Origin of the sequence: Bradyrhizobium sp. sBnM-33 (assembly GCF_032917945.1) — a bacterium.
In the GTDB taxonomy this organism is placed as follows: domain Bacteria; phylum Pseudomonadota; class Alphaproteobacteria; order Rhizobiales; family Xanthobacteraceae; genus Bradyrhizobium.
The window spans coordinates 922,397-947,256 of record NZ_CP136624.1 but is presented as its reverse complement, the minus strand read 5'-3'; the positions used below and the strand labels follow the sequence as shown (position 1 = coordinate 947,256).

Genomic DNA, 24,860 nt, shown 5'->3' with positions numbered 1-24,860 from the left:
CACGCCTCATTAACCATGCTTTGACGAATAGCTGGTCAACTCCCATCACAGCGGCGGAACCGTCGCAGCGTAATGTGGAAAGTGAGCGCGTATGAATACCGCACGCATTGTGGTCCTGGCCATCGCGATCGGCGCCGGCGGCATTGCCGCATATCTCGCCAGCGGGTCCGACGACAAGTCTGCCCCGGCGCAGCCGGTCGTACAGATGCAGACCGTCGATATTCTCGTCGCGAAGTCGGATATCGGCCTCGGCCAGTCGGTCAAGCCGGACGATCTGCAATGGCAGACCTGGCCGGCCGCGACCGCCAGCAGCAATTTCATCAGCCGCGCCAGCAAGGCCGACGCCGTCAAGGAGATCACCGGCTCGATCGCCCGCGCGCCGTTCATCGCGGGCGAGCCGATTCGCGAGCAGAAGCTGGTGAAGGCCGACGGCTCCGGTTTCATGGCGGCGATCCTGCCGGCGGGCTACCGGGCCATTTCCACTGAAATTTCGCCGGAAACCGGCGCCGGCGGCTTCATCCTGCCGAACGACCGCGTCGACGTGATTCTTACCAAGCGCGAGAAAAATCCGGACGAGAAGGGTCCGGATATCTCCAGTTCGGAGATCATTCTCATCAATGTTCGCGTTCTCGCGATCGACCAGGCGCCGAAGGAAAAAGAAGGCGCCAGCTCGCTGGTCGGCAGGACGGTCACCCTCGAGCTGAAGCCCGAGCAGGCCGAAACGCTGGCGCGGTCGCGCCAGAGCGGCTCGCTGACGCTGGCGCTGCGCAGCATTGCCGATATCAACGCAGTCGAAAAGCCGGACGAACAACTCAACAAGCGCGGCGAAGCCCTCAACGTCATTCGTTACGGCGTTGCCAGCCAGCAGACGATGCAGAAGTGACCGAAAGGACGCACGATATGAAGTGCAGGGAAATTCAGCCGATGATGCGAACGTTCATCGTCCGCGCCCTGTCGTTTTCGGCTGTGGCTGCTCTCACGCTCAATCCGGCGCTGACGCCGGTGCTGGCGAGCGACTATCGCGTCGCGCCGATGTCCGCCGACGGACAGATGAACGCGCGCTTCGTTTCGCTCGGGATTGGCAAATCCATCGTGATCGACCTGCCGCGCGAGATCAAGGACGTGCTGGTTGCCGATCCGAAGATCGCGAACGCCGTGGTGCGTTCGACCCAGCGTGCCTATATCATCGGCGCCGCGGTCGGCCAGACCAATATCGTTTTCTTCGATTCCACCGGCGCGCAGATCGCGGCCTACGACATCGCGGTCAAGCGCGACCTCAACGGCGTGCGCGCCGCGCTGAAGCAGTCGTTGCCGAATTCGGACATCCAGATCGAAGGCGTCGGTGACGGCGTGCTATTGAGCGGCAGCGCGGCGAACCCGGTCGAGGCGCAACAGGCCGCCGAGATCGCCGCCCGCCTGGTGGGCGGCGCCGAAAAAGTCGTCAATTCGATCGCAATTCGCGGCCGTGACCAGGTGATGTTGAAGGTCACGCTCGCTGAAGTCCAGCGCTCGATCATCAAGCAGATGGGCATCGATCTCAGCGCCAACCTGACCTACGGCACATCCGTTGTCAGGTTCGCCAACAACAACCCGTTCACCGCGAACAATGCGCCGCTCGTCGCCGGCAATGGCCTTCAAGCGGCTTTCGGCGCGACGCCATCCGTGCAGGCGACGCTGCGCGCGATGGAAAGCGCCGGCGTGGTGCGGACCCTTGCCGAGCCCAACCTCACCGCCATTTCCGGCGAGTCCGCAACCTTTATCTCCGGCGGCGAATTTCCGATTCCGACCGGCGTGACCTGCCAAACAACGGCGACCGGTGGCATCGGACAATGCGTCCAGACCGTCAGCTTCAAGAAATTCGGCATCTCGCTCAACTTTACGCCGGTTGTGCTGACGGAGGGACGGATCAGCCTTCGGGTAATGACCGAAGTGTCGGAAGTCTCGACCGAAAACTCTCTGACTGGCGGCCAGAATGGAACGACCATTCCCTCGATCAAGACCCGCCGCGCCGAGACGACGCTGGAAATTCCGTCCGGCGGCGCGATGGCGATGGCCGGCCTGATCCAGGACCAGACCAAGCAGGCCATCAACGGCTTTCCGGGCCTGGCGCAACTGCCGGTTCTCGGCACGCTGTTCCGCAGCCGCGACTTCGTCAACAACCAGACCGAACTGATGGTTCTGGTCACGCCCTATGTGGTGCGCGCGGTGGCGCAGAAGGACCTGTCGCGCCCCGATGACGGCTTTGCCAGCGCCTCGGACCCGCAGGCGGACCTGCTCGGCAGCATCAATCGCATCTACGGCGTTCCAGGCCGCGTCGAGAAGGCTCGGAATTATCGCGGCACCTACGGCTTTATTACGGACTGAGGCGGGACGATGACACCACAGAGCACATCCGCAAGACCCGCCGATCGCAAGCGCGCGCTGCGCCTGACCGCAGCGCTGATCGGTGTTTCCGTGGCGCTCGGCGCCTGCAAACATACCGTCGTCGATCCCGTGACGACGGCCGGTGTGCCCGACGATTACCGCCTGCGCCATCCGATCGCGATCCAGGAAGCCGACCGCTCGATCGTCGTTTTCGTCGGTCGCGGACGCGGCGGCTTGTCCGCCTCTCAGCGCGCCGACGTCATGGGCCTGGCCCAAGACTGGCTTCGCGAAGGCACCGGCGTCATCAGCGTCGACGTGCCCGTCAATACACCGAACGCGCGGGCGGCCGAGGATTCATTGCGCGAGATCCGGGCGGCATTTGCCGCTGCGGGCGTGCCGCCGCGCGCGATCAATGTCCGTCAGTATCATCCCGAAGATCCCCGGCACATGGCCGCGCTCCGCCTCAACTATCCGAAGATCTCGGCGGTGGCCGGCCCCTGCGGGCTGTGGCCGGAGGACCTTGGACCGTCGATCCACAACAAGGGCTATTTCGACAACAAGCAGTATTACAATTTCGGCTGCTCCAACCAGCGCAATCTGGCGGCGATGGTCGACAACCCGTCCGACCTCGCACAGCCGCGTCCCGAAACCCCAGCCTATGCGCCGCGCCGTGGCACAGCCTTCGAAAAGTATCGCAAGGGTACGTCCACCGCGACCACCTATCCCGAGAGCGACAAGGCCAAACTCAGCGATACCGGCAAATGATCACTTACTCGCGCCAGAATGCAGCATCGCAGCCGGACATCACGGCGCCGTCGACCGAGGACCACATCGCGCCGGCGCCGCGGGTGTCGGTGCAGGCGTTCTGCGAGACGGTGGAAACCGCGGCCGCCGTGCAGTCGGCGGGCGAAGACCGCCGCCTCGGCAAGGCTCATCTCAAGATCCAGATGGGCGGCATGGCCGCGGCCATCGAGGCCTACCGCTCGGCCCCGACCCCGAACGTCATCATCCTGGAGACCGAGGGCCGCAACGACATTCTCGCCGGCCTGGACCAGCTCGCCACCGTCTGCGACGCCGGAACCCGCGTGATCGTGATCGGGCGCGTCAATGACGTCATGCTCTATCGCGAACTGGTTCGCCGTGGCGTCAGCGATTACGTCATCGCCCCGGTCAGCGCGATCGACGTCGTGCGCTCGGTCTGCAACCTGTTCTCCTCACCGGAAGCCAAGGCGGTCGGCCGCATCATTGCCGTCGTCGGCGCCAAGGGCGGTGTCGGCGCGTCGACCGTCGCCCACAACGTCGCTTGGGCGATCGCGCGCGATCTGGCGCTGGATTCCGTCGTCGCCGATCTCGACCTCGCTTTCGGCACCGCCGGTCTCGACTACAACCAGGACCCGCCGCAGGGCATTGCCGATGCTGTGTTCTCGCCTGACCGGGTCGATACCGCGTTCCTCGATCGCCTGCTGTCGAAATGCACCGACCATCTCAGCCTGCTGGCGGCGCCGGCCACGCTCGACCGGGTCTACGATTTCGGCGCAGAAGCCTTCGATTCGATCTTCGATACGCTTCGCACCACGATGCCCTGCATCGTGCTCGACGTTCCCCATCAATGGTCGGGATGGACCAAGCGCGCTTTGATCGCGGCCGACGACATCCTGATCGTCGCCGCGCCCGATCTCGCCAACTTGCGCAACACCAAGAATATCTTCGACCACCTCAAGGCATCGCGGCCGAACGATCGTGCGCCGCTCTACTGCCTCAATCAGGTCGGCATCCCGAAGCGGCCGGAGATCCCCGCCGCCGAGTTCGCCAAGGCGATCGAAAACCACCCGATCGCCACGATTCCATTCGAGCCGCAAATCTTCGGCTCGGCCGCCAACAACGGCCAGATGATCGCGGAGATCTCCGCAACTCATCGCACCACTGAGATGTTCCTGCAGATTGCGCAACGGCTCACCGGCCGCGGCGAGACCAAGAAGCCGAAGAGTTCGTTGCTATCGCCTTTGATCGAGAAGTTGCGGGCCAAGAAGTAGATAGCCCGCGTGGAGTGCCATCGTGTTCGGTAAGCGTAGCGGAAATGATAGTGATACGCGGGTACTCAAGCCCGCCATTCAGGCGCCGGAGCCGGCCTCCAGCGCCGTAGCCGTGCCGCGCGAGATCGCGGCGCCGACGGTGGCTTCGCCGCCGCTCGCCCCCGCAAAGCAGCAGCCCGCGGCTACCATGGAGGCGCGGCGCTCCGACAACTATTACCAGGTCAAGGCGACCATCTTCGGCGCGCTGATCGAGGCGATCGACCTTGCCCAACTCGCCAAGCTCGACGGCGAGTCCGCGCGCGAGGAAATCCGCGACATCGTCAATGAAATCATCGCGATCAAGAACATCGTGATGTCGATCGCCGAGCAGGAAGAGCTGCTCGACGACATCTGCAACGACGTGCTCGGCTACGGCCCGCTCGAGCCGCTATTGTCGCGCGACGACATCGCCGACATCATGGTCAACGGCGCCGGCACGGTGTTCATCGAAGTCGCCGGCAAGATACAGAAAACCGGCATCCGCTTCCGCGACAACCAGCAGCTCCTCAACATCTGCCAGCGCATCGTCAGCCAGGTCGGCCGGCGCGTCGACGAATCCTCGCCGATCTGCGACGCCCGCCTCGCCGACGGCTCCCGCGTCAACGCCATCGTTCCGCCGCTGGCGATCGACGGGCCCGCGCTCACCATTCGTAAGTTCAAGAAGGACAAGCTGACGCTCGAGCAGTTGGTCAAGTTCGGCGCGATTTCGCCGGAGGGCGCGCAGATCCTGCAGATCATCGGCCGCGTCCGCTGCAACGTGCTGATCTCGGGCGGCACCGGCTCCGGCAAGACCACGCTGTTGAACTGCTTGACCCAGTTCATCGAGGAGGACGAGCGCGTCATCACTTGCGAAGACGCCGCCGAACTTCAGTTGCAGCAGCCGCACGTGGTACGGCTGGAAACCCGCCCGCCCAATATCGAGGGCGAAGGCCAGGTCACGATGCGCGAACTGGTCCGCAACTGCCTGCGTATGCGCCCCGAGCGCATTATCGTCGGCGAAGTCCGCGGACCCGAAGCGTTCGACCTGTTGCAGGCCATGAACACCGGCCATGACGGCTCGATGGGAACGCTGCACGCCAACAACCCGCGCGAAGCCCTGTCGCGCTGCGAATCGATGATCACGATGGGCGGCTTCTCGCTGCCTTCGCGCACCATCCGCGAGATGATCTGCGCCTCGATCGATGTCATCGTGCAAGCCGCGCGCCTGCGCGACGGCTCGCGCCGCATCACCCACATCACCGAGGTGATGGGTATGGAAGGCGAAACCATCATCACCCAGGACCTGTTCCTGTACGACATTGTCGGCGAAGACGCGAACGGCAAGATCATCGGGCGGCACCGCTCGACCGGTATCGGCCGGCCGCGGTTCTGGGAACGCGCGCGATATTACGGCGAGGAGAAGCGGCTTGCCGCCGCGCTCGATGCCGCCGAAGTCTCCGACAAGGCTTGAGGGGGCAATGACAATGCAGACACTCGCACTGGCCTTCCTCGCCGCTACCGCCATCGGCGGCCTGGCTTGGGTATTCATCTATCCGTCGCTGTCGGGCGAGAGGAAGGCCGAATCGCGCCGCGCCTCGATCGCCCGTTCCGATGCGCCGGCGCGCCAGGCCGAGAAAAGCCAGCGCTCGCGCCGCGAGCAGGTCGAGGGATCGCTCAAGGAACTCGACGCACGGCGCAAGAAGGACAAGTCCGTTCCGCTCTCGACCCGCCTCACCCAGGCCGGCTTGGGATCCTGGACGCCTCAGAAATTCTGGATTGCTTCCGGCATCCTCGCCGCAGCGGGCTTCGTGCTAGCATTCATCGCTGGCGGCTCGCTGTTGGGCGCCGCCGTGATGGCGTTTGGTGCAGGCCTCGGCTTGCCGCGCTGGCTCTTGAGCTATCTCAAGAAGCGGCGCGAGAAGGCGTTTCTGAAAGCGCTTCCCGATGCCGTCGACGTCATCGTGCGCGGCATCAAGGCCGGTCTGCCGCTGTTCGAATCGATCAAGGTGGTCGCAGCCGATGCGCCGGAACCGCTCAAGAGCGAGTTCAACGCCATCATCGAAACCCAGACTATCGGCATGCCGCTCGGCGAGGCCTGCGTACGGCTGTACGAGCGGATGCCGGTACCGGAGGCGAACTTCTTCGGCATCGTGATCGCGATCCAGCAGAAGTCCGGCGGCAACCTGTCGGAAGCGCTCGGCAACCTCTCCAAGGTGCTGCGCGACCGCAAGAAGATGGCGGAGAAAATTCAGGCGATGTCGACGGAAGCCAAGGCCTCCGCGGGCATCATCGGCTCGTTGCCGCCGGCCGTGATGATAATGGTATGGATCTCGACGCCCGACTACATCTCGCTGCTTTGGACCACCCATCTCGGCCAGTTCATGCTGCTATGCTGCGTCGGCTGGATGACGATCGGCATCCTGGTGATGAAGAAAATGATCAATTTCGACTTCTGATGGTGCGCCATGATTGATTTTCTGATCACCAAGATGCACGACGCGCGGTTCATGACAATGCTGCTTGCCGCCATCGCGGCGAGTGCGACCGCCTATACGCTGATCATGCCGCTGTTTGCCGGCGAAGGCCTCGCCAAGCGCATGAAGGCGGTCGCCAACGAGCGCGAACGGCTCCGCCAGCGCGAGCGCGACCGCCTCAACAAATCGGAAAAGGTGTCGCTGCGCCAGACTCCGAAGCAACTCGTTTCCAAGGTTGTGGAAGACCTGAACCTGACCAAATGGCTGGCGCAGGAGGCCGCGCGTGACAAGCTGATCATGGCCGGCTACCGCGGCCACGCGCCGTACGTCACTTTCCTGTTTGCCCGCGCGGTGACGCCGGTCGTGCTGTTTCTCGGCGCGGCCCTCTACGTATTCGTGATCACCAACATGGACAAGTCGTTGACGGTCAAGCTCGGCATCTGCATCGGCGCCGCCTATCTCGGGCTGCAGGCGCCGATGCTGTTCTTGAAGAACGCCATCAGCAAGCGCCAACTCTCCATCAAGCGCGCCTTTCCCGATGCGCTCGACCTCCTGCTGATCTGCATCGAATCCGGCATGTCGGTCGAAGTCGCCTTCCGCAAGGTCTCCACCGAGATCGCCTCGCAATCGATCGCGCTGTCGGAGGAGTTCGCGCTGACGACGGCGGAATTGTCCTACCTGCAGGATCGTAAGGTGGCATACGAGAACCTCGCCAAGCGCACCGGCCTCGAGGGCGTGAAATCGGTCTGCCTGGCGCTGATGCAGTCGGAACGCTACGGCACCCCGCTCGGCCAGAGCCTGCGCGTGATGGCGCAGGAAAACCGCGACATGCGAATGACCGAAGCCGAGAAGAAGGCGGCGGCGCTGCCGCCGAAATTGACCGTGCCGATGATCCTGTTCTTCCTGCCCTGCCTGTTCATCGTCATTCTCGGACCGACCTACATCAAGATCCAGGCGTTGCCGTGAGGCCGCGGCGCGGCGCCATTCGGCCGTCGTCGGTCGTGCGGCCGGCCCGCCCGAACTCTTCGCAAGCCGAAAGTAGGCGAGGCATCACGCCGACGCCTGCTCGATGACGGTTAGCTTCGGAACGTCAGATCGGGCTTCGCGCGTTGAACTCCGGCGGAACAAGTCACCCGCATTGGCAGCGATGATGGCGGCGATGCTCAGTCCGGCCGGTTGAGGGCGGCGACCGGGACGGTCGCTTTGTTGCCGGGAGGACGCGAATGGTCCTTGTCCTTGCGGCTCAGCATTTCCCGCAAGTAAGCCACGTTGGCAGCCGCCTCGTCGGCGGGCAGATCGCCCTTGGCGATGGTCTCGGCTTCGGCGAAACGGCCCTGCAAGCCGACGACGAGCGCGAGGTTCTGCCGCACCCTTCCGTCGGCACGCGGATTGGAATAGGCGCGCCGCAGCGTTTCCTCGGCTTGCGGCAGCTCCCGCGTCAGCATGTAGGAGAGGCCGAAATTGGACAGCACCGACGGCTCTTCCGGCACGATCTTCAGCGCACTCGCGTAATAGCGGCGGGCCTCTTCGTGCTTGCCCATCTTGTCGAGCGTGGTGCCCTGCACCGAGAGAATGCGCCAGTCGGGATTGGCGGGCGTATGGGCGCGGCTGAGCACGTCGAAGGCAGCCTGCGAATTGCCGTTGTCGGCGAGCGCGCGGCCGTAAGCAGCGAGCAGCGTCTTGTTGCCGGGATGGGCGATGGTGGCCTGTTCGAGCACGGCAGCGGCCTGCGCTCGCTGGCCGGTGGCGCGGAGCGCCTGGCCATATCCCAACGCCGCCTCGGCATCCTTGGGATTGGCGCGGTAGCGCTCGCCATAGACCTCGGCCGCGCGGCGCGGATCTTCGGGGGCGGCTTGGGCCTTGGTTGAGGACGAATCCAGTGATCCCGTGATATCGGACATGGTCTTGCAGCCGCCGAGGCCCGCGGCCAAAACCGCGGTTACCGCGGCTGAGGTCAGGAACCGGGCGATAGACCCGGCGTGGCTGGACGATCGACGCATAGCACTTCAACTCATAGGAATGGCGGGACAAATAGAGCCGAACGAGTCAGCAATAGACTGTTAACCCTAACGGCCGGTTAATCGGCCGTGCTATGCCTGCCAGACACGCCCATCCCCTCACGAGACAAGCATGCAATCGCCGTTCGAGACCGCACCTATCGCCCCCGCCATTCCGATTACCTTCGCCACCAAAACGACCTGGAGCGCGATCGCCAAAGACCTTCCCGAACCGGCCCGGCAGTTTGCGCTCGCCAATGATTTTATGGCCAAGCCCGGCAAGTGCCTGACGCTGCCCGCGCCCGACGGGAAGATTGCGCAGGTCGTGTTCGGGCTTGATGAAGAGACCGCCAGGTTGCGCGACCTGTTCCGGCCCGGCGCGCTGCCTGGCCTGCTGCCGCCGGGCGTCTATCGCTTCGCCAACGCGTCGCACGATCTGCGGCTTGCGACGCTCGCCTTTGCGCTGGGGAGCTACCGCTTCGGCCGCTACCGCAAAGCCGAAGAACCCAAGGTCCGGCTGGTGCCGCCCGACTGCGTGGATATCATCGACATCGCGCGGATGGCGGAAGCGGCGGCGCTGGCGCGCGACCTGATCAATACGCCGTCGAACGACATGGGGCCGGAGCAACTGGCGGAAGCCGCGAAAGCATTGGCGGCGCGTTTCGGCGCCAGCTTCGACTGCACCGTCGGCGACGAACTCGTGAAGCAGAATTTTCCGCTGATCCACGCGGTCGGCATGGCCTCGGCGCGCGCCCCGCGCCTGATCGACTTGAGCTGGGGCGATCCCTCCCATCCCAAAGTGACGCTGGTCGGCAAGGGCGTCTGCTTCGACACCGGCGGGCTCGACATAAAATCATCCAGCGGCATGCTGATCATGAAAAAGGACATGGGCGGCGCCGCCAACGTGTTGGCGCTGGCGCAGATGGTGATGGACGCGAAACTCAAGGTGCGGCTGCGCGTCCTGATCCCCGCGGTCGAGAATGCGGTCGCCGGCAACGCCTTCCGTCCGCTCGACATCTTCAAGTCGCGCAAGGGACTTAACGTGGAGATCGGTAATACCGATGCCGAGGGACGGCTGGTGCTGGCGGATGCGCTGGCCTTGGCGGACGAAGACAAGCCGGATCTGTTGATTGATCTGGGCACACTGACCGGCGCGGCGCGGGTGGCGCTGGGACCGGATTTACCGCCCTTTTATACCCATGACGAGACGCTCGCCGAAAGCGTCGCAGAACATGCAAAGCGGGAGAACGATCCGTTGTGGCGAATGCCGCTGTGGCCGCCCTATGATTCGTGGTTGGATTCGAAGGTCGCCGACATCAACAACGCGCCGTCGGGCGGCTTTGCCGGCTCGATCACCTGCGCCTTGTTCCTGCAGCGCTTCGTCACCGATGCCAAGAGCTGGCTGCATGTCGATATCTACGGCTGGACGCCTTCGGCAAAACCCGCGCGTCCCGAAGGCGGCGAATGCCAGGCCGCACGCGCGATCTACAAACTGTTGAGCGAACGCTATGGATGATCCGCGCCTGACGCCGGCACGACCCGACCTCGCCGCGAAATATCTCGAAGGCAAGGTGAAGGCCGCGCGCTATGTCTCCGGCGAGGAATTTTGCGTGTCTGAGGCCATCGCGCCGCTGTGGGAGCGACCGGCTGCGGGCGCCATGATGCTGACGCAGGCGCTGAAGGGCGAACGCGTCACGATCTACGACCGCAATGGCGAAGGGTTTGCGTGGGGCCAACTCGCGAGCGACGGCTATGTCGGCTGGATTCCGGATGCAGCGCTGGCAAAACCTGCGGCCGCACCGACGCACAAGGTCACGGCGCTGCGGACGTTCGCGTTTCCAGGTCCCTCGATCAAGCTGCCGCCGGTCGAGACGCTGGCGACGGGAGCAAGGATGACGGTCATACGCGAAGACGGCGCGTTCGCCATTACAAGCGACGGCTGGTATCTGCCGCGCCACCATGTCGGCAGCCTCGATGCCGTGGAAAAGGATTTCGTCGCGGTTGCCGAACGCTTCATCGGCACGCCCTATCTCTGGGGCGGCAAGAGTTCGCTCGGCATCGATTGCTCCGGCCTCGTCCAGGTATCGCTGAACGCCGCCGGCATCGGCTGTCCGCGCGACAGCGACATGCAAGAGGCAAGCCTCGGCCGGACGTTGAGTCCTGATGAGATGAAGAAGCTGCAGCGCGGCGATCTGATCTTCTGGAAGGGGCATGTCGCGATCGTTCGCGACGTCGCCAGCATCGTGCATGCCAACGCGCACCACATGGCAACGGTGATCGAGAACACGCAGGAGGCCATTGCGCGGATCAAGGCCGTCGGCAGCGAGATCACGGCGATCAAGCGGCTATAGCCGAGAGCTCCGCCGTCATCACCCGCGAAAGCGGGTGATCCAGTACTCCGAGACCGTTGTGAGTGAATCGAGAGGCCGCGGCGTACTGGATGCCCCGCCGGAGCCTGTCATCGGGCGCGCATTCGCGCGACCCGTTGGCGGGGCATGACAGGCTATAGGTCCGGAACCGCCTCGATCCGGAACGCCGCTGCGAACAGCGCGCGGGTGTAGTCGCTCTTCGGGTTCTTGAACAGCTCCGCGGCGGGCCCCTCCTCCACCACTTTGCCGTGACGCATCACGATCAGATGGCTAGCCAGCGAGGCCACGACGCGCAGATCGTGCGAGATGAACATGTAGGTCAGATCGCGTTTGCGCTGCAGCTCGCGCAATAGATCGACCATCTGCGCCTGAAACAGCATATCGAGCGCGCTCGTCGGCTCGTCCAGCACGACAAAATTCGGCTCCAGCACCGCCGCGCGCGCGATCGAGATGCGCTGGCGCTGACCGCCGGAAAATTCATGCGGATAGCGGAAGCGCGTCGCTGGATCGAGGCCGACGTCCTGGAGCGCCTTGACGACACGCGCCTCGCGCTCTTCATACGACAGGGAACGCTGATGCACGCTCAAGCCTTCGGCGACGATGTCGCCGACCGACATGCGCGGGCTCAACGCGCCGAACGGATCCTGAAACACGATCTGCATGTCGCGTCGGAACGGCAGCATGGCCTTGAAGCGCAGGCCTTGGATGTTGTTGCCGAGGAACACGATTGGGCCGTCGGAGGAAATCAGCCGGAGCAGCGCGAGACCCAGTGTTGTCTTGCCCGAGCCGGATTCGCCAACGACGCCGAGCGTCTCGCCCTTGCGGACCGCGACGCTGACGCCGTCGACCGCCTTGATGTAGCCGACGGTCGAGCGCAACAGCCCTCGCTTGATCGGAAACCAGACCTTGAGATTGTCGGCCGACATCACGACCGGCTCGTTGGGCCGCGGCGGCGCCGGATCGGGCTTGGGCTCGGCCGCGAGCAGCGCGCGGGTATAGGCATGTTTCGGCGCGGTGAAGACCTCCTCGACCGGCCCCTGCTCGACGATCTTGCCAGAATTCATCACGCAGACCACGTCGGCGATGCGGCGGACGATGCCGAGGTCGTGGGTGATGAACAACATGCTCATGCCGAGCCGGGACCTGATCTCCGCGAGCAGCGCCAGGATTTGGGCCTGCACCGTGACGTCGAGCGCGGTGGTCGGCTCGTCCGCGATCAGAAGGTCCGGCTCGTTGGCGAGCGCCATCGCGATCATGACGCGCTGGCGCTGGCCGCCGGACAATTGATGCGGATAGCTTTGCAGCCTCGTTTCCGGATCGGGAATGCCGACCTGGGTCAACAGTTCGAGCGTCCGCGCCCGCGCCATCGATCCGCTGATACCTCTATGCAGCGAGAGGATTTCGCCAATCTGCGCCTCGATGGTGTGGAGCGGATTGAGCGAGGTCATCGGCTCCTGAAAAATGATCGAGATGTCGTTGCCGCGGATTTCGCGCATCTCGCGTTCCGAGGCATTGAGCAGCTCGCGACCCTTGAAATGGATGGTGCCGGAGGGATGCGACGCGGTCGGATAGGGCAGCAGTCTTAGCACCGACAGCGCGCTGACCGATTTGCCGGAACCGGACTCGCCGACCAGGGCCACGCACTCGCCGCGCTTGATGGAGAACGAGACGCGGTCGACCGCAATCGTGGCGCCGCTCGGTTGGTGAAACGCCACCGAGAGATCGCGCACATCGAGCAAGGGCTGGTTGATGGCGTCCATCATGCTCTACCGGAACGTCTTGCGCGGATCGAAGGCGTCGCGCACGCCCTCGCCGATGAAGATCAAAAGCGACAGCATGATCGCGACCGAGAAGAAGCCGGTGAAGCCGAGCCACGGCGCCTGCACGTTGGACTTGCCCTGCGACAGCAGCTCGCCGAGCGAGGGCGAACCCGGCGGCAGGCCGAAGCCGAGGAAGTCGAGCGCGGTCAGCGTCATCACCGAGGACGACACGATGAACGGCAGGAAGGTCATGGTCGCTACCATCGCGTTCGGCAGCAGATGCCGGAACATGATCACGCCATTTGAGACGCCGAGCGCACGCGCCGCCTGGATGTATTCGAAATTGCGCCCACGCAAGAATTCCGCGCGAACCAGGCCAACCAGCGAGGTCCAGGAGAACAGCAGGAGAATGCCGAGCAGTACGAAGAAGCCGGGCACCAGCACCGATGACAGGATCAGCAGCAGATAGAGCGAGGGAATCGCGCTCCAGATTTCGATGATGCGCTGGAAGATCAGATCGGTCCAGCCGCCGAAATAGCCCTGCACGCCGCCGGCGATGACGCCGATGATCGAGGACAGGATGGTCAGCGTCAGGCCGAACAGCACCGAGATGCGAAAACCGTAGATCAGTCGCGCCACCACGTCGCGGCCCTGGTCGTCGGTACCGAGCCAGTTGTATTCGAGGTCGCTGCAGCTCTTCAGGCCCTTCTTCTCCACCACGGGCTTGCACTGCTCTTCCGTCAGCATCCATGTCGGCTTCGACGGCGCCGGCGTCGGCAAATCGAGATTGTGGGTGGAGTAGGAATAGCGGATCAAGGGCCAGATGATGGTGCCGCCCTTTTCGGCGATCAGCTTTTGCAAATAGGGATCGCGGTAGTCGGCCGCGGTTTCGAAATCGCCGCCGAAAGTGGTCTCGGAATAGCTGACAAACGCCGGCCAATACAGCTTTCCGTCATACTTGATAAGGAACGGCCGATCGTTGGCGATCAGCTCGGCAAACAGCGAGATCACAAACAGCGCAAGGAATATCCAGAGCGACCAGTAGCCGCGGCGGTTCGCCTTGAAGTTCTGCCAGCGCCGGCGGTTCAGCGGCGATGGCGCGAACGCGTGCTGCGTGGCCGGAACGACGTCGCCAAGCGGCGACCGCGCGGTGGTTTCGACCGGTTGTGGAGCGAGCAGCGCCATCAGACTTCCCTCGCCTCAAAATCGATCCGGGGATCGATCCACATGTAGGCGAGGTCGGAGATCAGACCCACCACAAGGCCCACGAGGGAGAAGATGAACAGCGTGCCGAACACGACAGGATAGTCGCGGTTGAGCACGCTCTCGAAGCCGAGCAGCCCGAGCCCGTCGAGCGAGAAGATGGTCTCGATCAGCAGCGAGCCGGAGAAGAAGGCGCCAATGAACGCACCGGGAAAGCCTGCGACCACGATCAGCATGGCATTGCGGAAGATGTGGCCGTAAAGCACCTGCCGCTCGCTGCAGCCCTTTGCGCGCGCGGTCATCACGTATTGCTTGCGGATCTCGTCAAGGAACGAGTTCTTGGTCAGTAGCGTCATGGTGGCAAAGGCGCCGAGACCCATCGCGATCAAAGGCAGCGTGAGGTGCCAGAAGTAGTCGATGATCTTCCAGTACCAGGGGAATTGCGACCAGCCGTCCGAGGTCAATCCGCGCAGCGGGAACCAATTGAAGAATGAACCGCCGGCAAACAGGATGATCAGCAGGATCGCGAACAGGAAACCGGGGATCGCAAAGCCGACGATGATAGCGGCAGAAGTCCAGGTATCAAATCGCGTTCCGTCCGCCACCGCCTTGCGGATGCCGAGCGGGATCGAGATCAAATAAGTCAGCAGCGTCAGCCAGAGTCCGAGCGATATCGAGACCGGCAGCTTCTCCTTGATCAGCTGCAACACGGTGGTGTCGCGAAAGTAGCTCTTGCCGAAATCGAAGCGGGCGAAATTCCATACCATCAGCGCAAAGCGCTCATGCGCCGGCTTGTCGAAGCCGAACTGCTTTTCCAGGTTCTTGATGAAATCCGGATCGAGCCCCTGCGCGCCGCGGTATTTCGAATTGACAGCATCGGCGGAGGCGCCCGCCTGGGGCGTACGGCCGGCAAAGTCACCGGTGGAAGAGCCTGATATGCGCGAGGAGCCGCCGGTATCGGCGCCGGAAAGCTGTGCGATCACACGTTCGACCGGGCCGCCCGGCGCGAACTGCACGACCACGAAGGAGATGAAGAGGATGCCGAGCAAGGTCGGAAACATCAACAGGATGCGGCGGGCGATATAGGCGGTCATTATTGCTTCGCCTGCTCGAGTTTGCCGGCCTTGGCGGCGTCATACCACCAGATAACTCGCTCGCCGGAGCCCGATGCATCGATCTGATAACGCGGCAGGTTCTTCGGACGATCGAACACGTCCCAGTAAGCCAGCCGATGCGTCTTGTTGTACCACTGCGGCACCCAGTAGCGCCCGGCGCGAAAAACGCGGTCGAAGGCATGGCAGGCAATCGTCAGCTCGGCGCGGGTATCCGCCGCAATGATCTTTTCGATCAGCGCGTCGATGGCAGGGCTCTCGATGCCCGCGAGATTGTACGAGCCCTTGGTCTTGGCGGCATGCGAGGAGAAGAAGGCGCGCATCGCATCGCCCGGCGTGCTCGACATCGAGAAGCGCGTGATGGTCATGTCGAAATCGAAATCTTCCACCCTCGCGCGGTACTGCACGGCATCGACCAGGCGCGGGCTCGCCTCGATGCCGAGCGTGCCCAGATTCTTGATATAGGGCGCGTGATGCGGATTCAGCGAGGGCTCATCGTACAGGAATTCGATGCGAAACACTTCGCCGCTCGGCGTCATCCGCTTGCCGTCCTTGATGACGAAGCCGGCTTCGTTGAGCAATTGCTGCGCCTTGCGCAGCATGTTGCGGTCTTGCCCCGAGCCGTCCGAAACCGGGGGCGCGTAGGGCTGGCCGAACACTTCGTCGGGCACCTGGCCGCGGAATGGCTCGAGCAGCTTCAACTCGTCTGGCGAGGGCGGCCCCTTCGCCATCATGTCCGAATTCTGGAACGGCGAGTGCGTCCGCGCATAAGCGTCGTACATGATGGTCTTGTTGGTCCACTCGAAATCGAAAGCGTTGATCAGCGCCTCGCGCACGCGGGGATCCCTAAACTTGTCGCGGCGGGTATTGATGAACCAGCCCTGCGCGCCCGACGGCCTTTCGTCCGGTACCTGCTCGCGCTTAACGCGGCCATCCTTGATCGCGGGGAAATCGTAACGCGTCGCCCAGATGCGCGCGGTGAACTCTTCGCGGAATAGATAGTTCTTGCCGGTAAAGCCTTCGAAGGCAACGTCGCGGTCGCGATAGAATTCGTAGCGGACCACATCGTAATTGTAGTAACCGCGGCAGACCGGGAGGTTCGCGCCCCACCAGTCCTTGACCCGTTCGTATTCGATGTAGCGGTTGACCTCGAACTTGCCAACCTTGTAGGGCCCCGAGCCCAGCGGCGTGTCCAGCGTCGATTCATCGAAGGGCCGCGTCTCATAATATTTCTTCGAGAAAATCGGCAGGCCCGCGACGTAGAGCGGCACGTCGCGCGCGCGCTTCTCGGCGAAGGTGACGATCACGGTCGCATCGTCGAGCGCCTCGGCGCCCTTGACGTCACGCATCTGGACCTGAATTAGCGGATGGCCCTTGGCCTTCAGCGTGTTGATGGACCAGGCGACGTCGTGCGCCGTGATTCTCGAGCCGTCATGAAACTTGGCCTCGGGGCGCAGCGTAAAGTGGTAGATCAGCTTGTCCGGCGAAATTCGCACCGACTTTGCAACGAGCCCGTACATCGCATCCGGCTCGTCGCCGGCCCGCACCATCAGCGCTGAGAAGGTCAGGTCCATGCCCTGCGCGCCCTCGCCCTTGAGGATGTAGGCGTTGAGCGAATTGAAGGTATGGTAGGACTGATTGTAGGAGCGCGTCGAAGGAATGGTCGAAAACACACCGCCCTTGGGGGCCGCGACATTCACATAGTCGAAGTTCTCGAAGCCGGCCGGGTACTTCAGATCGCCGAACGCCGAGATGCCGTGCACCTCGGCGCCATTCTCATCGGCGGCGCGAGCGGGCCCGAGCACGAGCACACCTAGCGCGCCTCCACCAAGGCCGAGGACGTGCCGGCGGGAAAATGGCGCCATGCGCGAAAAATCCTTCAAGAGCGCTTGCCGATCTTGGCTGCCTTATCGGCATCGTACCACCACAGCGATGGGAAGCCCGACAAGCCGTACTTCGGCAATTCGGACGGCCGGCCGAAGCGATCCCACCGCGCGGTACGAACCTTGGGATAGTTCCACTGCGGCACGACATAATGATTCCAGAGCAGCACGCGGTCGAGCGCCTTGGTCGCTGCAACAAGGTCTTCCCGGCCCTTCGCATAGATCAGCCGCTCGATCAATTTGTCGACCGCGGGATTCTTGATGCCGATGATGTTGCGCGAGCCGGCCATGTCTGCCGCCTGCGAGCCCCAATATTCACGCTGCTCATTTCCGGGCGACAACGATTCCGGCCACGACGAGACCACCACATCGAAATCCCAGCTACGAAGCCGGTTTTCATACTGCGTCGGATCGATCGTGCGCACGCTGACAGCAATACCTAGCCGCTCCAGAGAAGGTTTGAAAAACAGCATGACGCGTTCGAAGGTCGGGTCTGCGCCGAGCAATTCGAGCGTAAATTGCGCGCCGGTCTTGCTATCCACCAGCTTGCGCTCGCGCACCTCATAGCCGGCTTCCTTCAGCAAGCGCAGCGCCTCACGAAGATTTTCGCGAACCGCTTCGGGACTGCCGCCGACGGGATTGGTATAGGGCTTCGTGAATACCTCGGGCGGCACCTCCGCGCGGACGGCGTCGAGTATTTCCAGCTCCCTGCCTTCAGGCAGGCCGCTTGAAGCCAGTTCAGTGCCATCGAAATAGCTGCTGATGCGCTTGTACTGACCGAAGAAGATCTGCTTGTTCATTTCCTCGAAGTCGAATGCATAATTCAGCGCACGTCGAACCCGCGGATCCCTAAACTGGTCACGCCGGATATTCAGCGCAAACGCCTGCATAATTCCGGAGCTGCGGTTTGGAAATTCCTCAAGCAGCACGCGCTTGTCATGGACGGCCGGAAAGTCGTAGGCCGTGGCCCAGTTCTTGGCGCTGTTTTCGGTGCGCCAATCGACCTGGTCGCCCTTGAACGCCTCGAGCGCGACCGTAGAGTCCCGGAAATATTCCAGGCGCAGTTCGTCGAAATTATTGCGGCCGACATTAGTGCTGGAATCGCGTCCCCAATGGTCCTTCACCCGCTCCAGCGTTATCGTCCTTCCCGGTACGAACTCCTTGATGCGGTAGGGGCCCGAGCCCAGCGGCTTCTCCAGCGTTGTTGCAGCGATATCGCGCTTGCGACCCTCGCTGTCGGTACCCTCCCACCAATGCTTCGGCAGGATCGTGAGCTGTCCGACAATCTGCGGAAGCTCTCGATTGCCTGGCGCATCGAAGCTGAATCTTATGTCGCGATCACCGACCTTTTCAGCTTTCACCACATGGCGGTAGTAGGCCGAGTACTGCGGATGATGTTGCTTGAACGCATTAAGGGAGAAGATGACGTCCTCAGGCGTGACAGGCTTTCCGTCATGCCATTTCGCCTCTCTTCTGAGACGATAGATGACCCAGGAGAAATCCTCGGGGTGACTGACGGCTTCGGCTAGCTCGCCGTACTCGGTTGAAACCTCATCCAGTGACTGCGTCATGAGCGATTCGTAAATCAGCTGAACGCCGCCTGCGAGCGCCCCTTTGACGCCGGCAACTACAAGATTGAAGTTGTCAAACGTCCCGATCTGGATCTGACGTACGGTGCCGCCCTTCGGGGCCTCTGGATTGACGTAGTCGAAGTGCTTGAAGCCGGCCGGGTATTTGATTTCGCCGAACAGCGACAGGGCGTGCCGAAAGACCGGTTCGCCCGCGCCCGATTGTGCGTGAGCCGGCGAAATTTCAGAGATGCCCAGCCCCAATGCGGGTGCCATAGCGGCAACTGCGCTGCCCTGGAGAAGATGTCGTCGGGTAATGGCCAAATGCAGAATTCCTGTTGCTGACGCCAGTATCCGTTGTTTCGAACTTCGTCGCCCCTGCCACGAACCACGCAAACAACAAGGCCGAGCTAGTGAGGACCCAATATAAGGCAAGGGTTCGACGAATTACGTTGCTTTTTCCTCATGATAGCAGCTTGGGAACATCGCCGCTGCGGCGAAAAGTCCCGGTAACAACTCCGATCACGACAATGCGATCCCTCATGCGCAAACGGCCAGGCAATGCCTGGCCGTCATGTCGTGGCGAAGTCCCTGCAGGACTGGCGAAATTTTACTTCGCCGCGGTCGGCAGCGGCGCCGGGCTGTCGGAAAGGCTGCGCAAATAGGCGATCACGTCGGCGCGCTCGCTGTCCTTCGGAATGCCGGCGAACCCCATCGCCGTGCCCGGAACGAAGGCCTTGGGGTTGGCGAGAAACTTGTCGAGATCTTCATACGTCCAGGTGCCACCCTTGGCCTTCAAGGCGGCCGAGAAGTTGAACCCCCCGCGGCCTTGGCCCTTCGGCTCGTTCAAGACACCGTACAAATTGGGGCCGACGCGGTTGGGGCCGCCCTTCTCAAACGTGTGGCAGGCGGCGCATTTCTTGGCGGCGGCTGTGCCTTTCTCGACCGAAGCGGTCTGCAGCAGCTTCTCGATCGGCTCGGACGGCGCGGCGGCTTCCTTGGCTGCACCAGCCTGAGTGTCTTCCTTTACGGCAATTTCTAAGCCCGGCTTTTCCGGCTTCACCGGCGCAAAGATCGCCTCCGCAGCAAAGTTGGTCACCAGGAGAAGAAGGCAGGTACCGAGGACGGCGCCGAGAATTTTGTTAAGTTCGAAGGAGTCCATAACGGGATCAGGCTCCAGGCCGGAAAGATCGACTGAAGGCCGGCAAAACGGCCGCGGGTGCGCGTGAGGAATCAGCCTTTCGCGCCGCACCCTCAGCAGGGTTGAGATATCGGTTTGCCCGGGCTCTGGCAACCCGTATAAACGCGCCGAATTTCATCCCATCCCCATCAAAACCAGCTATCCGCCGGGCCTTCAGACGATGACCGATTCCCGTATTTTGGTGCTGATTCCCGCCCGGATGGCGGCGACCCGGCTACCGGGCAAGCCGCTGCTGGATATCGCCGGCCTGCCGATGATCGTGCACGTGCTGCGGCGGGCGGAAGAAGCCAAAATCGGCCGGGTTGCGGTTGCGACCGACACGCCGGAGATCGCCGACGCGGTGAGGGCCGCCGGCGGCGAGGCGGTGATGACCCGCGCCTCCCATCCCTCCGGCTCCGACCGGATTCACGAGGCCATGCAGACGCTGGATCCGTCCGGCCGGGCCGAGATCGTGGTCAATTTGCAGGGCGACTTTCCCACGATCGCGCCGGACACCATCCGCGCCGCGCTGCCGCCGCTCGATGACCCTGCGGTCGACATCGCGACGCTGGCCTCGCAGATCCACACCGAGGAGGAAGACCGGGCGCCGAGCGTGGTGAAGGCGGTCGGCTCACCGATCGGTCCAAACCGGCTGCGTGCGCTGTATTTCACCCGCGCCACCGCGCCTCACGGTGACGGACCGCGCTACCACCATATCGGCCTCTATGCCTACCGCCGCGCCGCGCTGGAGCGGTTCGTGACCCTGCCCCCCTCGCCGCTGGAGCAGCAGGAAAAACTCGAACAGCTACGCGCGCTGGAATCCGGGATGCGGATCGACATCACCATCGTCGATAGCGTGCCGCGCGGCGTCGATACCCCGGCCGACCTCGAAACCGCCCGCCGGATACTGGCAAATAGCTGAGCGGCTGCTAAAAGGCCCGCCAGAGAAACCGAGACATGACCAAAAAGCTCAAAATCGCATTCCAGGGCGAACCTGGCGCCAACTCCCATATCGCCATTGTCGAGGCCTATCCGGACGCCGAGCCGTTGCCCTGCGCGACCTTCGAGGACGCGCTGTCGGCGATCGCCTCGGGCGAAGCCGACCTCGGCATGATCCCGATCGAGAATTCGGTCGCCGGGCGCGTCGCCGACATCCATCACTTGCTGCCGGCGTCCGGCCTGTTCATCGTCGGCGAATGGTTTTTGCCGGTCCGCCATCAATTGATGGCGCCGAAGGGGGCAAAACTCTCCGACATCAAGACGGTGGAGAGCCACGTCCACGCGCTCGGCCAGTGCCGGCGCATCATCCGCAAGCTCGGCATCAAGCCGATCGTGGCCGCCGACACCGCCGGCAGCGCGCGCGACGTTTCCGAACGCAAGGACAAGAGCGTCGCCGCCATCGCGTCCCGCCTGGCGGCGCAGATCTACGGCCTCGATGTTCTTGCCGAGGACGTCGAGGACGAGGCCCACAATACCACCCGTTTCGTGGTGCTGGCCCGCGAGGCCGACTGGGCGAAACAAGGCTCGGGCCCGCTGGTCACCACTTTTGTTTTCCGGGTGCGCAATTTGCCCGCCGCGCTCTACAAGGCGCTCGGCGGCTTTGCCACCAACGGCGTCAACATGACCAAGCTGGAAAGCTACATGGTCGACGGCAATTTCTTTGCGACGCAATTTTACGCCGACGTCGACGGCCATCCCGACGACAAGGGCCTCGCCTTTGCGCTGGAGGAACTGAAATTCTTCTCGCGCGAGTTCCGCATCGTCGGCGTCTATCCGGCGCATCCGTTCCGGGCAACCTTTAGCGAGAAGCTGGACTAGAGCTCTCGCGTCCCGGACGCGGTGCAGCGCTTGGCGCTGCTCCGCAGAGCCGCGATCTATCTCACCGCGGATACTGGGCCCCGGCTCTGCAGCGCACCACGCCGCAAAGCGCGGCGCGCTGCGCTGCGTCCGGGGAACGGAGAGCGGTTAGGCCGCCACTTTCTTGTTCAGCCCAAGGAGCGGAGCAGCCAGATCGGCTAAAGCTCTAAGCGGATACGGATATTATGAAAGCGGTACTCGCGGCGTTATCAGCCGGCGTACGCCCCTCTCCGATCACCACCGGCCGTTCCAGCCCCACCCTGGACGCGGACCCCACACGGGGCGCGGACCCCACACCGGGCGCGGGCCCCAAACTGGCCTGGGGCCCCAAGCGTAGGCGCCGCGCCATCCCGGACGCCACATGGGGCGCGGACCCCAAGCGCCATAGGCGCCCCATCTCGGACCAGGACGCCACCAGCAGCGACCCCAGGCGTTGCAGACCCAGCGGACCGGCTCGACATCAGTAGCTTGGCGCGAGATCTGGTCGGCATGCGGAAGGCCCGTTCGGCATCGCGGCGGAAGCTGAGCCGACGGCGAGGATAGCGCCGCCGAGGGCGGCCAACCCAACAACTGCAGATTTCAGTTCCATGGCTTGTCTCCTTTGGCTGGAGACTTCAACAACTTCTTTGACAACGCTTGGTTGCTTCTGAGCCTCGAACAAACGCAGGCTGCAGATCAGGAATGCTCAAAGAATGAGATATAGATTCGCAGAAAAGTCATCACGATCTAGGCGGCGGCTTTCTTGCTCAGCCCGAACGCGTCCGCCAAGAGACTATACGACTTCTTGCGCGCGTCGTGGTCATACACAGCGGTGATGATCATCAGCTCGTCCGGCTGGCTAGCCGCAATCATCGGCTGCAGCTTCGCCATGATGGTCGCCGGGCTGCCGACGAACAGCCGTGAGCGGTTACGCATGACCGAGGCGCGCTCGGCGTCGGAGTAGTCATAGGCCAGCGCTTCCTCGACGCTCGGCAATGGCAAGTATTGCCCGCGGTCGCGGCGCAGACGGTTGAGGTCCATGGACGAAGCGAGCCTTTCGGCTTCCGTATCGGTTTCGGCGGCGACCGCTGCGACAGCGAGAATGCCGTGCGGGGTCTCCCGCCAGCCGGACGGCTTGAAGTGGCTGCGGTAGTTCGTCATCGCCGCGATCGCGTCATAGGAGGCAAAGTGGTGCGCGAATGCGAAGCCCATGCCGACCTGCGCCGCCAGTTCCGAACTGTAGTCGGAGGAGCCGAGCAGCCAGATCGGCGGCAGCGGCGTGTCGTCCGGCATCGCCACCACATTGTTGTAGGGATGGCCGGCGGGAAAGCCGCGGGTCTCCCACAACACCAGTTCGCTCAGCCGTTCGAGAAAATCGTCGCCCTCGCGGCGGTCGAGCCGGCTGCGCAGCGCGTGAGCGGTGGCGCCGTCAGTGCCGGGCGCGCGGCCGAGGCCGAGATCGATGCGGCCGGGAAACAGCGCCTCCAGCATCTTGAAGCGCTCGGCCACGACCAGCGGCGCGTGGTTGGGCAGCATCACGCCGCCGGAGCCGACGCGGATGTTTTTGGTCACCGCGGCGATCTGCCCGATCATCAAATCAGGCGCGGGGCTCGCCACCGACGCCAGATTGTGGTGCTCGGCGAGCCAGTAGCGCACATAGCCGAGCCCATCGACATGACGCGCCAGATCGATGCTGTTCTGCAACGCGGCGGCGGGTCTTGTGCCTGTGGTGACGACGGAGAGGTCGAGGACGGAAAGCTGGATCATGGCGCTAAACTAGTGCGGCAACCGGAGGCGACAAAGGCCTGGCCGGCGCAGAGCAGGCCCGCACTTGTGGGGAAAGAGCGCCACATCCCAGCGCTGGAGTGGGACGAAATGTGACAAGTTCGCTATTGTTTACCGTTGCCCAACCACAAACATGCCCGCAGGTGATAATCATTCTTCCACCTCATTGTATTTACTAAATAAATTTCTGCCAACTCAGCCCAACTACACCTTCAGCTAAGGCATAGTTTCATATACTTTGCCAATATTGGGCTATTTCCCATCTCGAATGGGCTGTTTGGTCAGCCCTGTTTCGCTTATTTTAGCTCCTCGTCGCTACGGCTGACGTCCGCCCATAGTTTCGGAGCTTTGTGAAGTGCCATGACCGAGGTTACGCCCCCCGCTTTGGACGGCCATCGCGCGCTGCATTCGCCAAAGATCTCCTTTGAGTTCTTTCCGCCCAAGACCGAAGAGATGGAGCGGAGCTTGTGGGAGACCATCAACCGGCTGGCGCCGCTCGCGCCCAATTTCGTCTCGGTGACCTATGGCGCCGGGGGATCGACCCGCGAGCGGACCCATTCGACCATTGCCCGCATCCTGAAAGAGACGCGCCTAACGCCTGCCGCGCACCTGACCTGCGTCGGCGCGCCGAAGGGCGAGATCGACGACGTAGTGGCGCGCTATCACGAGATCGGCGTCCGCCACATCGTAGCGCTGCGCGGCGATCCAACCACCGGCATCGGCACTGCCTATCACGCGCATCCGGACGGCTATCAAAGTTCGCCCGACCTGATCGCGGGCATCAAGAAGCGCTACCCCGATATCGAAATCTCGGTGTCGGCCTATCCGGAAAAACATCCGGAGAGCCCGACGATCGATGCCGATATCGATACACTAAAGGCAAAGGTCGACGCCGGCGCGGCGCGGGCCATCACCCAGGTTTTCTTCGATAACGACCTCTACTTCCGCTACCTCGACCGCGTCCGCGCCCGCGGCATCGACATCCCGGTCGTCCCCGGCATCATGCCCATGCACAATTTCAAGCAGGCGCGCAGTTTTGTGACCCGCGCCGGCACGACCGTGCCGGACTGGCTGGCGGAGAAGTTCGAGGGACTCGACGACGACGCCGAGACGCGCAAGCTGGTGGCCGCCACCGTCGCCGCCGGCCAGGTGCACAAGCTCGCCAAGCACGGCGTCGATACCTTTCACTTCTACACCATGAACCGCGCGGACCTCGTGTTCGCGATCAGCCATTTGCTGGGCATTCGCCCCAATGGCGCACAGAAAGCCGCCTGATCC

20 protein-coding genes are annotated in these 24,860 nt (G+C 63.1%); 12 read left to right on the top strand and 8 right to left on the bottom strand.

Annotation, left to right across the window (positions count from 1 at the left end; genetic code table 11):
• Nucleotides 1–91: 91 nt before the first annotated feature.
• Genes cpaB through RX328_RS04380 form a run of 7 tightly spaced genes read left to right on the top strand, consistent with a single transcriptional unit; the run spans nt 92 to nt 7,855 of the window.
• Nucleotides 92–883: a Flp pilus assembly protein CpaB gene (cpaB, locus tag RX328_RS04410; RefSeq protein WP_213248533.1), complete on the top strand. Its 792-nt coding sequence runs from the start codon at nt 92–94 to the stop codon at nt 881–883.
• 17 nt (nt 884–900) lie between these two features.
• Nucleotides 901–2,364 (top strand): type II and III secretion system protein family protein, encoded by a 1,464-nt coding sequence (locus RX328_RS04405; protein WP_213248534.1) that lies wholly within the window; start codon nt 901–903, stop codon nt 2,362–2,364.
• A gap of 9 nt (nt 2,365–2,373) precedes the next feature.
• Nucleotides 2,374–3,129, top strand: coding sequence for a CpaD family pilus assembly protein (locus RX328_RS04400; RefSeq protein WP_213248535.1), 756 nt, complete (start codon nt 2,374–2,376; stop codon nt 3,127–3,129).
• Nucleotides 3,126–4,397 carry a CpaE family protein gene (locus RX328_RS04395; RefSeq protein ID WP_213248536.1) on the top strand — a complete coding sequence of 424 codons (1,272 nt, stop codon included), beginning with the start codon at nt 3,126–3,128 and terminating at the stop codon, nt 4,395–4,397. The genes RX328_RS04400 and RX328_RS04395 overlap by 4 nt, the downstream gene beginning before the upstream one ends.
• A 22-nt stretch (nt 4,398–4,419) precedes the next feature.
• Nucleotides 4,420–5,886, top strand: a complete 1,467-nt coding sequence (locus RX328_RS04390; RefSeq protein WP_213248537.1) for a CpaF family protein — start codon at nt 4,420–4,422, stop codon at nt 5,884–5,886.
• Nucleotides 5,887–5,893: 7 nt separating this feature from the next.
• Entirely contained in the window at nt 5,894–6,871 is a 978-nt protein-coding gene (locus RX328_RS04385) for a type II secretion system F family protein (protein ID WP_213248538.1), read from the top strand.
• Nucleotides 6,872–6,880: 9 nt separating this feature from the next.
• Nucleotides 6,881–7,855: a type II secretion system F family protein gene (locus RX328_RS04380; protein ID WP_213248540.1), complete on the top strand. Its 975-nt coding sequence runs from the start codon at nt 6,881–6,883 to the stop codon at nt 7,853–7,855.
• A 197-nt stretch (nt 7,856–8,052) separates the two neighbouring features.
• Here the strand turns inward: RX328_RS04380 and RX328_RS04375 are convergent, their stop codons facing one another.
• Nucleotides 8,053–8,889: a tetratricopeptide repeat protein gene (locus tag RX328_RS04375; RefSeq protein ID WP_213248542.1), complete on the bottom strand. Its 837-nt coding sequence runs from the start codon at nt 8,887–8,889 to the stop codon at nt 8,053–8,055.
• 130 nt (nt 8,890–9,019) lie between these two features.
• Between RX328_RS04375 and RX328_RS04370 the strand changes: the two genes are divergently transcribed.
• On the top strand, nt 9,020–10,402 hold the full coding sequence (locus RX328_RS04370) for a leucyl aminopeptidase family protein (protein ID WP_213248544.1): 1,383 nt from the start codon (nt 9,020–9,022) through the stop codon (nt 10,400–10,402).
• A complete protein-coding gene (locus tag RX328_RS04365) occupies nt 10,395–11,237 on the top strand; it encodes an NlpC/P60 family protein (protein WP_213248546.1) in 843 nt (280 codons plus the stop codon). The genes RX328_RS04370 and RX328_RS04365 overlap by 8 nt, the downstream gene beginning before the upstream one ends.
• A gap of 152 nt (nt 11,238–11,389) precedes the next feature.
• On the opposite strand, the gene RX328_RS04360 is transcribed toward RX328_RS04365, so the two are convergent.
• From RX328_RS04360 to RX328_RS04335, 6 genes are all read right to left on the bottom strand, one after another.
• Nucleotides 11,390–13,015: an ABC transporter ATP-binding protein gene (locus RX328_RS04360; protein WP_213248548.1), complete on the bottom strand. Its 1,626-nt coding sequence runs from the start codon at nt 13,013–13,015 to the stop codon at nt 11,390–11,392.
• A gap of 6 nt (nt 13,016–13,021) precedes the next feature.
• On the bottom strand, nt 13,022–14,200 hold the full coding sequence (locus tag RX328_RS04355) for an ABC transporter permease (protein ID WP_213248550.1): 1,179 nt from the start codon (nt 14,198–14,200) through the stop codon (nt 13,022–13,024).
• The gene (locus tag RX328_RS04350) at nt 14,200–15,312 is read right to left on the bottom strand and encodes a microcin C ABC transporter permease YejB (RefSeq protein ID WP_213248552.1); all 1,113 of its coding nucleotides are present in this window, start codon (nt 15,310–15,312) and stop codon (nt 14,200–14,202) included. Before RX328_RS04350 ends, RX328_RS04355 begins: the two co-directional genes overlap by 1 nt.
• Nucleotides 15,312–17,195, bottom strand: a complete 1,884-nt coding sequence (locus tag RX328_RS04345) for an extracellular solute-binding protein (protein ID WP_213248554.1) — start codon at nt 17,193–17,195, stop codon at nt 15,312–15,314. Before RX328_RS04345 ends, RX328_RS04350 begins: the two co-directional genes overlap by 1 nt.
• A gap of 14 nt (nt 17,196–17,209) precedes the next feature.
• Complete coding sequence (locus RX328_RS04340) at nt 17,210–19,105, bottom strand: extracellular solute-binding protein (RefSeq protein ID WP_213248556.1); 1,896 nt, start codon at nt 19,103–19,105, stop codon at nt 17,210–17,212.
• 286 nt (nt 19,106–19,391) lie between these two features.
• Entirely contained in the window at nt 19,392–19,943 is a 552-nt protein-coding gene (locus tag RX328_RS04335) for a c-type cytochrome (RefSeq protein ID WP_213248558.1), read from the bottom strand.
• Nucleotides 19,944–20,142: 199 nt separating this feature from the next.
• Between RX328_RS04335 and RX328_RS04330 the strand changes: the two genes are divergently transcribed.
• Both RX328_RS04330 and RX328_RS04325 read left to right on the top strand, forming a co-directional pair.
• The gene (locus RX328_RS04330; RefSeq protein ID WP_213248560.1) at nt 20,143–20,883 is read left to right on the top strand and encodes a 3-deoxy-manno-octulosonate cytidylyltransferase; all 741 of its coding nucleotides are present in this window, start codon (nt 20,143–20,145) and stop codon (nt 20,881–20,883) included.
• A 35-nt stretch (nt 20,884–20,918) separates the two neighbouring features.
• Nucleotides 20,919–21,779: a prephenate dehydratase gene (locus tag RX328_RS04325; protein WP_213248562.1), complete on the top strand. Its 861-nt coding sequence runs from the start codon at nt 20,919–20,921 to the stop codon at nt 21,777–21,779.
• 765 nt (nt 21,780–22,544) lie between these two features.
• Here the strand turns inward: RX328_RS04325 and RX328_RS04320 are convergent.
• The gene (locus tag RX328_RS04320) at nt 22,545–23,564 is read right to left on the bottom strand and encodes an LLM class flavin-dependent oxidoreductase (RefSeq protein ID WP_213248564.1); all 1,020 of its coding nucleotides are present in this window, start codon (nt 23,562–23,564) and stop codon (nt 22,545–22,547) included.
• Between the two features lie 378 nt (nt 23,565–23,942).
• Here RX328_RS04320 and metF point away from each other — a divergent pair, with 378 nt between their 5' ends.
• The gene (gene metF / locus RX328_RS04315) at nt 23,943–24,857 is read left to right on the top strand and encodes a methylenetetrahydrofolate reductase [NAD(P)H] (RefSeq protein ID WP_213248566.1); all 915 of its coding nucleotides are present in this window, start codon (nt 23,943–23,945) and stop codon (nt 24,855–24,857) included.
• Nucleotides 24,858–24,860 lie beyond the last annotated feature (3 nt).

Bases quoted from the DNA above. Each gene is read 5' to 3' on its own strand.
- cpaB (WP_213248533.1), top strand. From the start codon at position 92: ATGAATACCGCACGCATTGTGGTCCTGGCCATCGCGATCGGCGCCGGC.
- RX328_RS04405 (WP_213248534.1), top strand. From the start codon at position 901: ATGAAGTGCAGGGAAATTCAGCCGATGATGCGAACGTTCATCGTCCGC.
- RX328_RS04400 (WP_213248535.1), top strand. From the start codon at position 2,374: ATGACACCACAGAGCACATCCGCAAGACCCGCCGATCGCAAGCGCGCG.
- RX328_RS04395 (WP_213248536.1), top strand. From the start codon at position 3,126: ATGATCACTTACTCGCGCCAGAATGCAGCATCGCAGCCGGACATCACG.
- RX328_RS04385 (WP_213248538.1), top strand. From the start codon at position 5,894: ATGACAATGCAGACACTCGCACTGGCCTTCCTCGCCGCTACCGCCATC.
- RX328_RS04380 (WP_213248540.1), top strand. From the start codon at position 6,881: ATGATTGATTTTCTGATCACCAAGATGCACGACGCGCGGTTCATGACA.
- RX328_RS04375 (WP_213248542.1), bottom strand. From the start codon at position 8,889: ATGCGTCGATCGTCCAGCCACGCCGGGTCTATCGCCCGGTTCCTGACC.
- RX328_RS04370 (WP_213248544.1), top strand. From the start codon at position 9,020: ATGCAATCGCCGTTCGAGACCGCACCTATCGCCCCCGCCATTCCGATT.
- RX328_RS04365 (WP_213248546.1), top strand. From the start codon at position 10,395: ATGGATGATCCGCGCCTGACGCCGGCACGACCCGACCTCGCCGCGAAA.
- RX328_RS04360 (WP_213248548.1), bottom strand. From the start codon at position 13,015: ATGGACGCCATCAACCAGCCCTTGCTCGATGTGCGCGATCTCTCGGTG.
- RX328_RS04355 (WP_213248550.1), bottom strand. From the start codon at position 14,200: ATGGCGCTGCTCGCTCCACAACCGGTCGAAACCACCGCGCGGTCGCCG.
- RX328_RS04350 (WP_213248552.1), bottom strand. From the start codon at position 15,312: ATGACCGCCTATATCGCCCGCCGCATCCTGTTGATGTTTCCGACCTTG.
- RX328_RS04345 (WP_213248554.1), bottom strand. From the start codon at position 17,195: ATGGCGCCATTTTCCCGCCGGCACGTCCTCGGCCTTGGTGGAGGCGCG.
- RX328_RS04335 (WP_213248558.1), bottom strand. From the start codon at position 19,943: ATGGACTCCTTCGAACTTAACAAAATTCTCGGCGCCGTCCTCGGTACC.
- RX328_RS04330 (WP_213248560.1), top strand. From the start codon at position 20,143: ATGACCGATTCCCGTATTTTGGTGCTGATTCCCGCCCGGATGGCGGCG.
- RX328_RS04325 (WP_213248562.1), top strand. From the start codon at position 20,919: ATGACCAAAAAGCTCAAAATCGCATTCCAGGGCGAACCTGGCGCCAAC.
- RX328_RS04320 (WP_213248564.1), bottom strand. From the start codon at position 23,564: ATGATCCAGCTTTCCGTCCTCGACCTCTCCGTCGTCACCACAGGCACA.
- metF (WP_213248566.1), top strand. From the start codon at position 23,943: ATGACCGAGGTTACGCCCCCCGCTTTGGACGGCCATCGCGCGCTGCAT.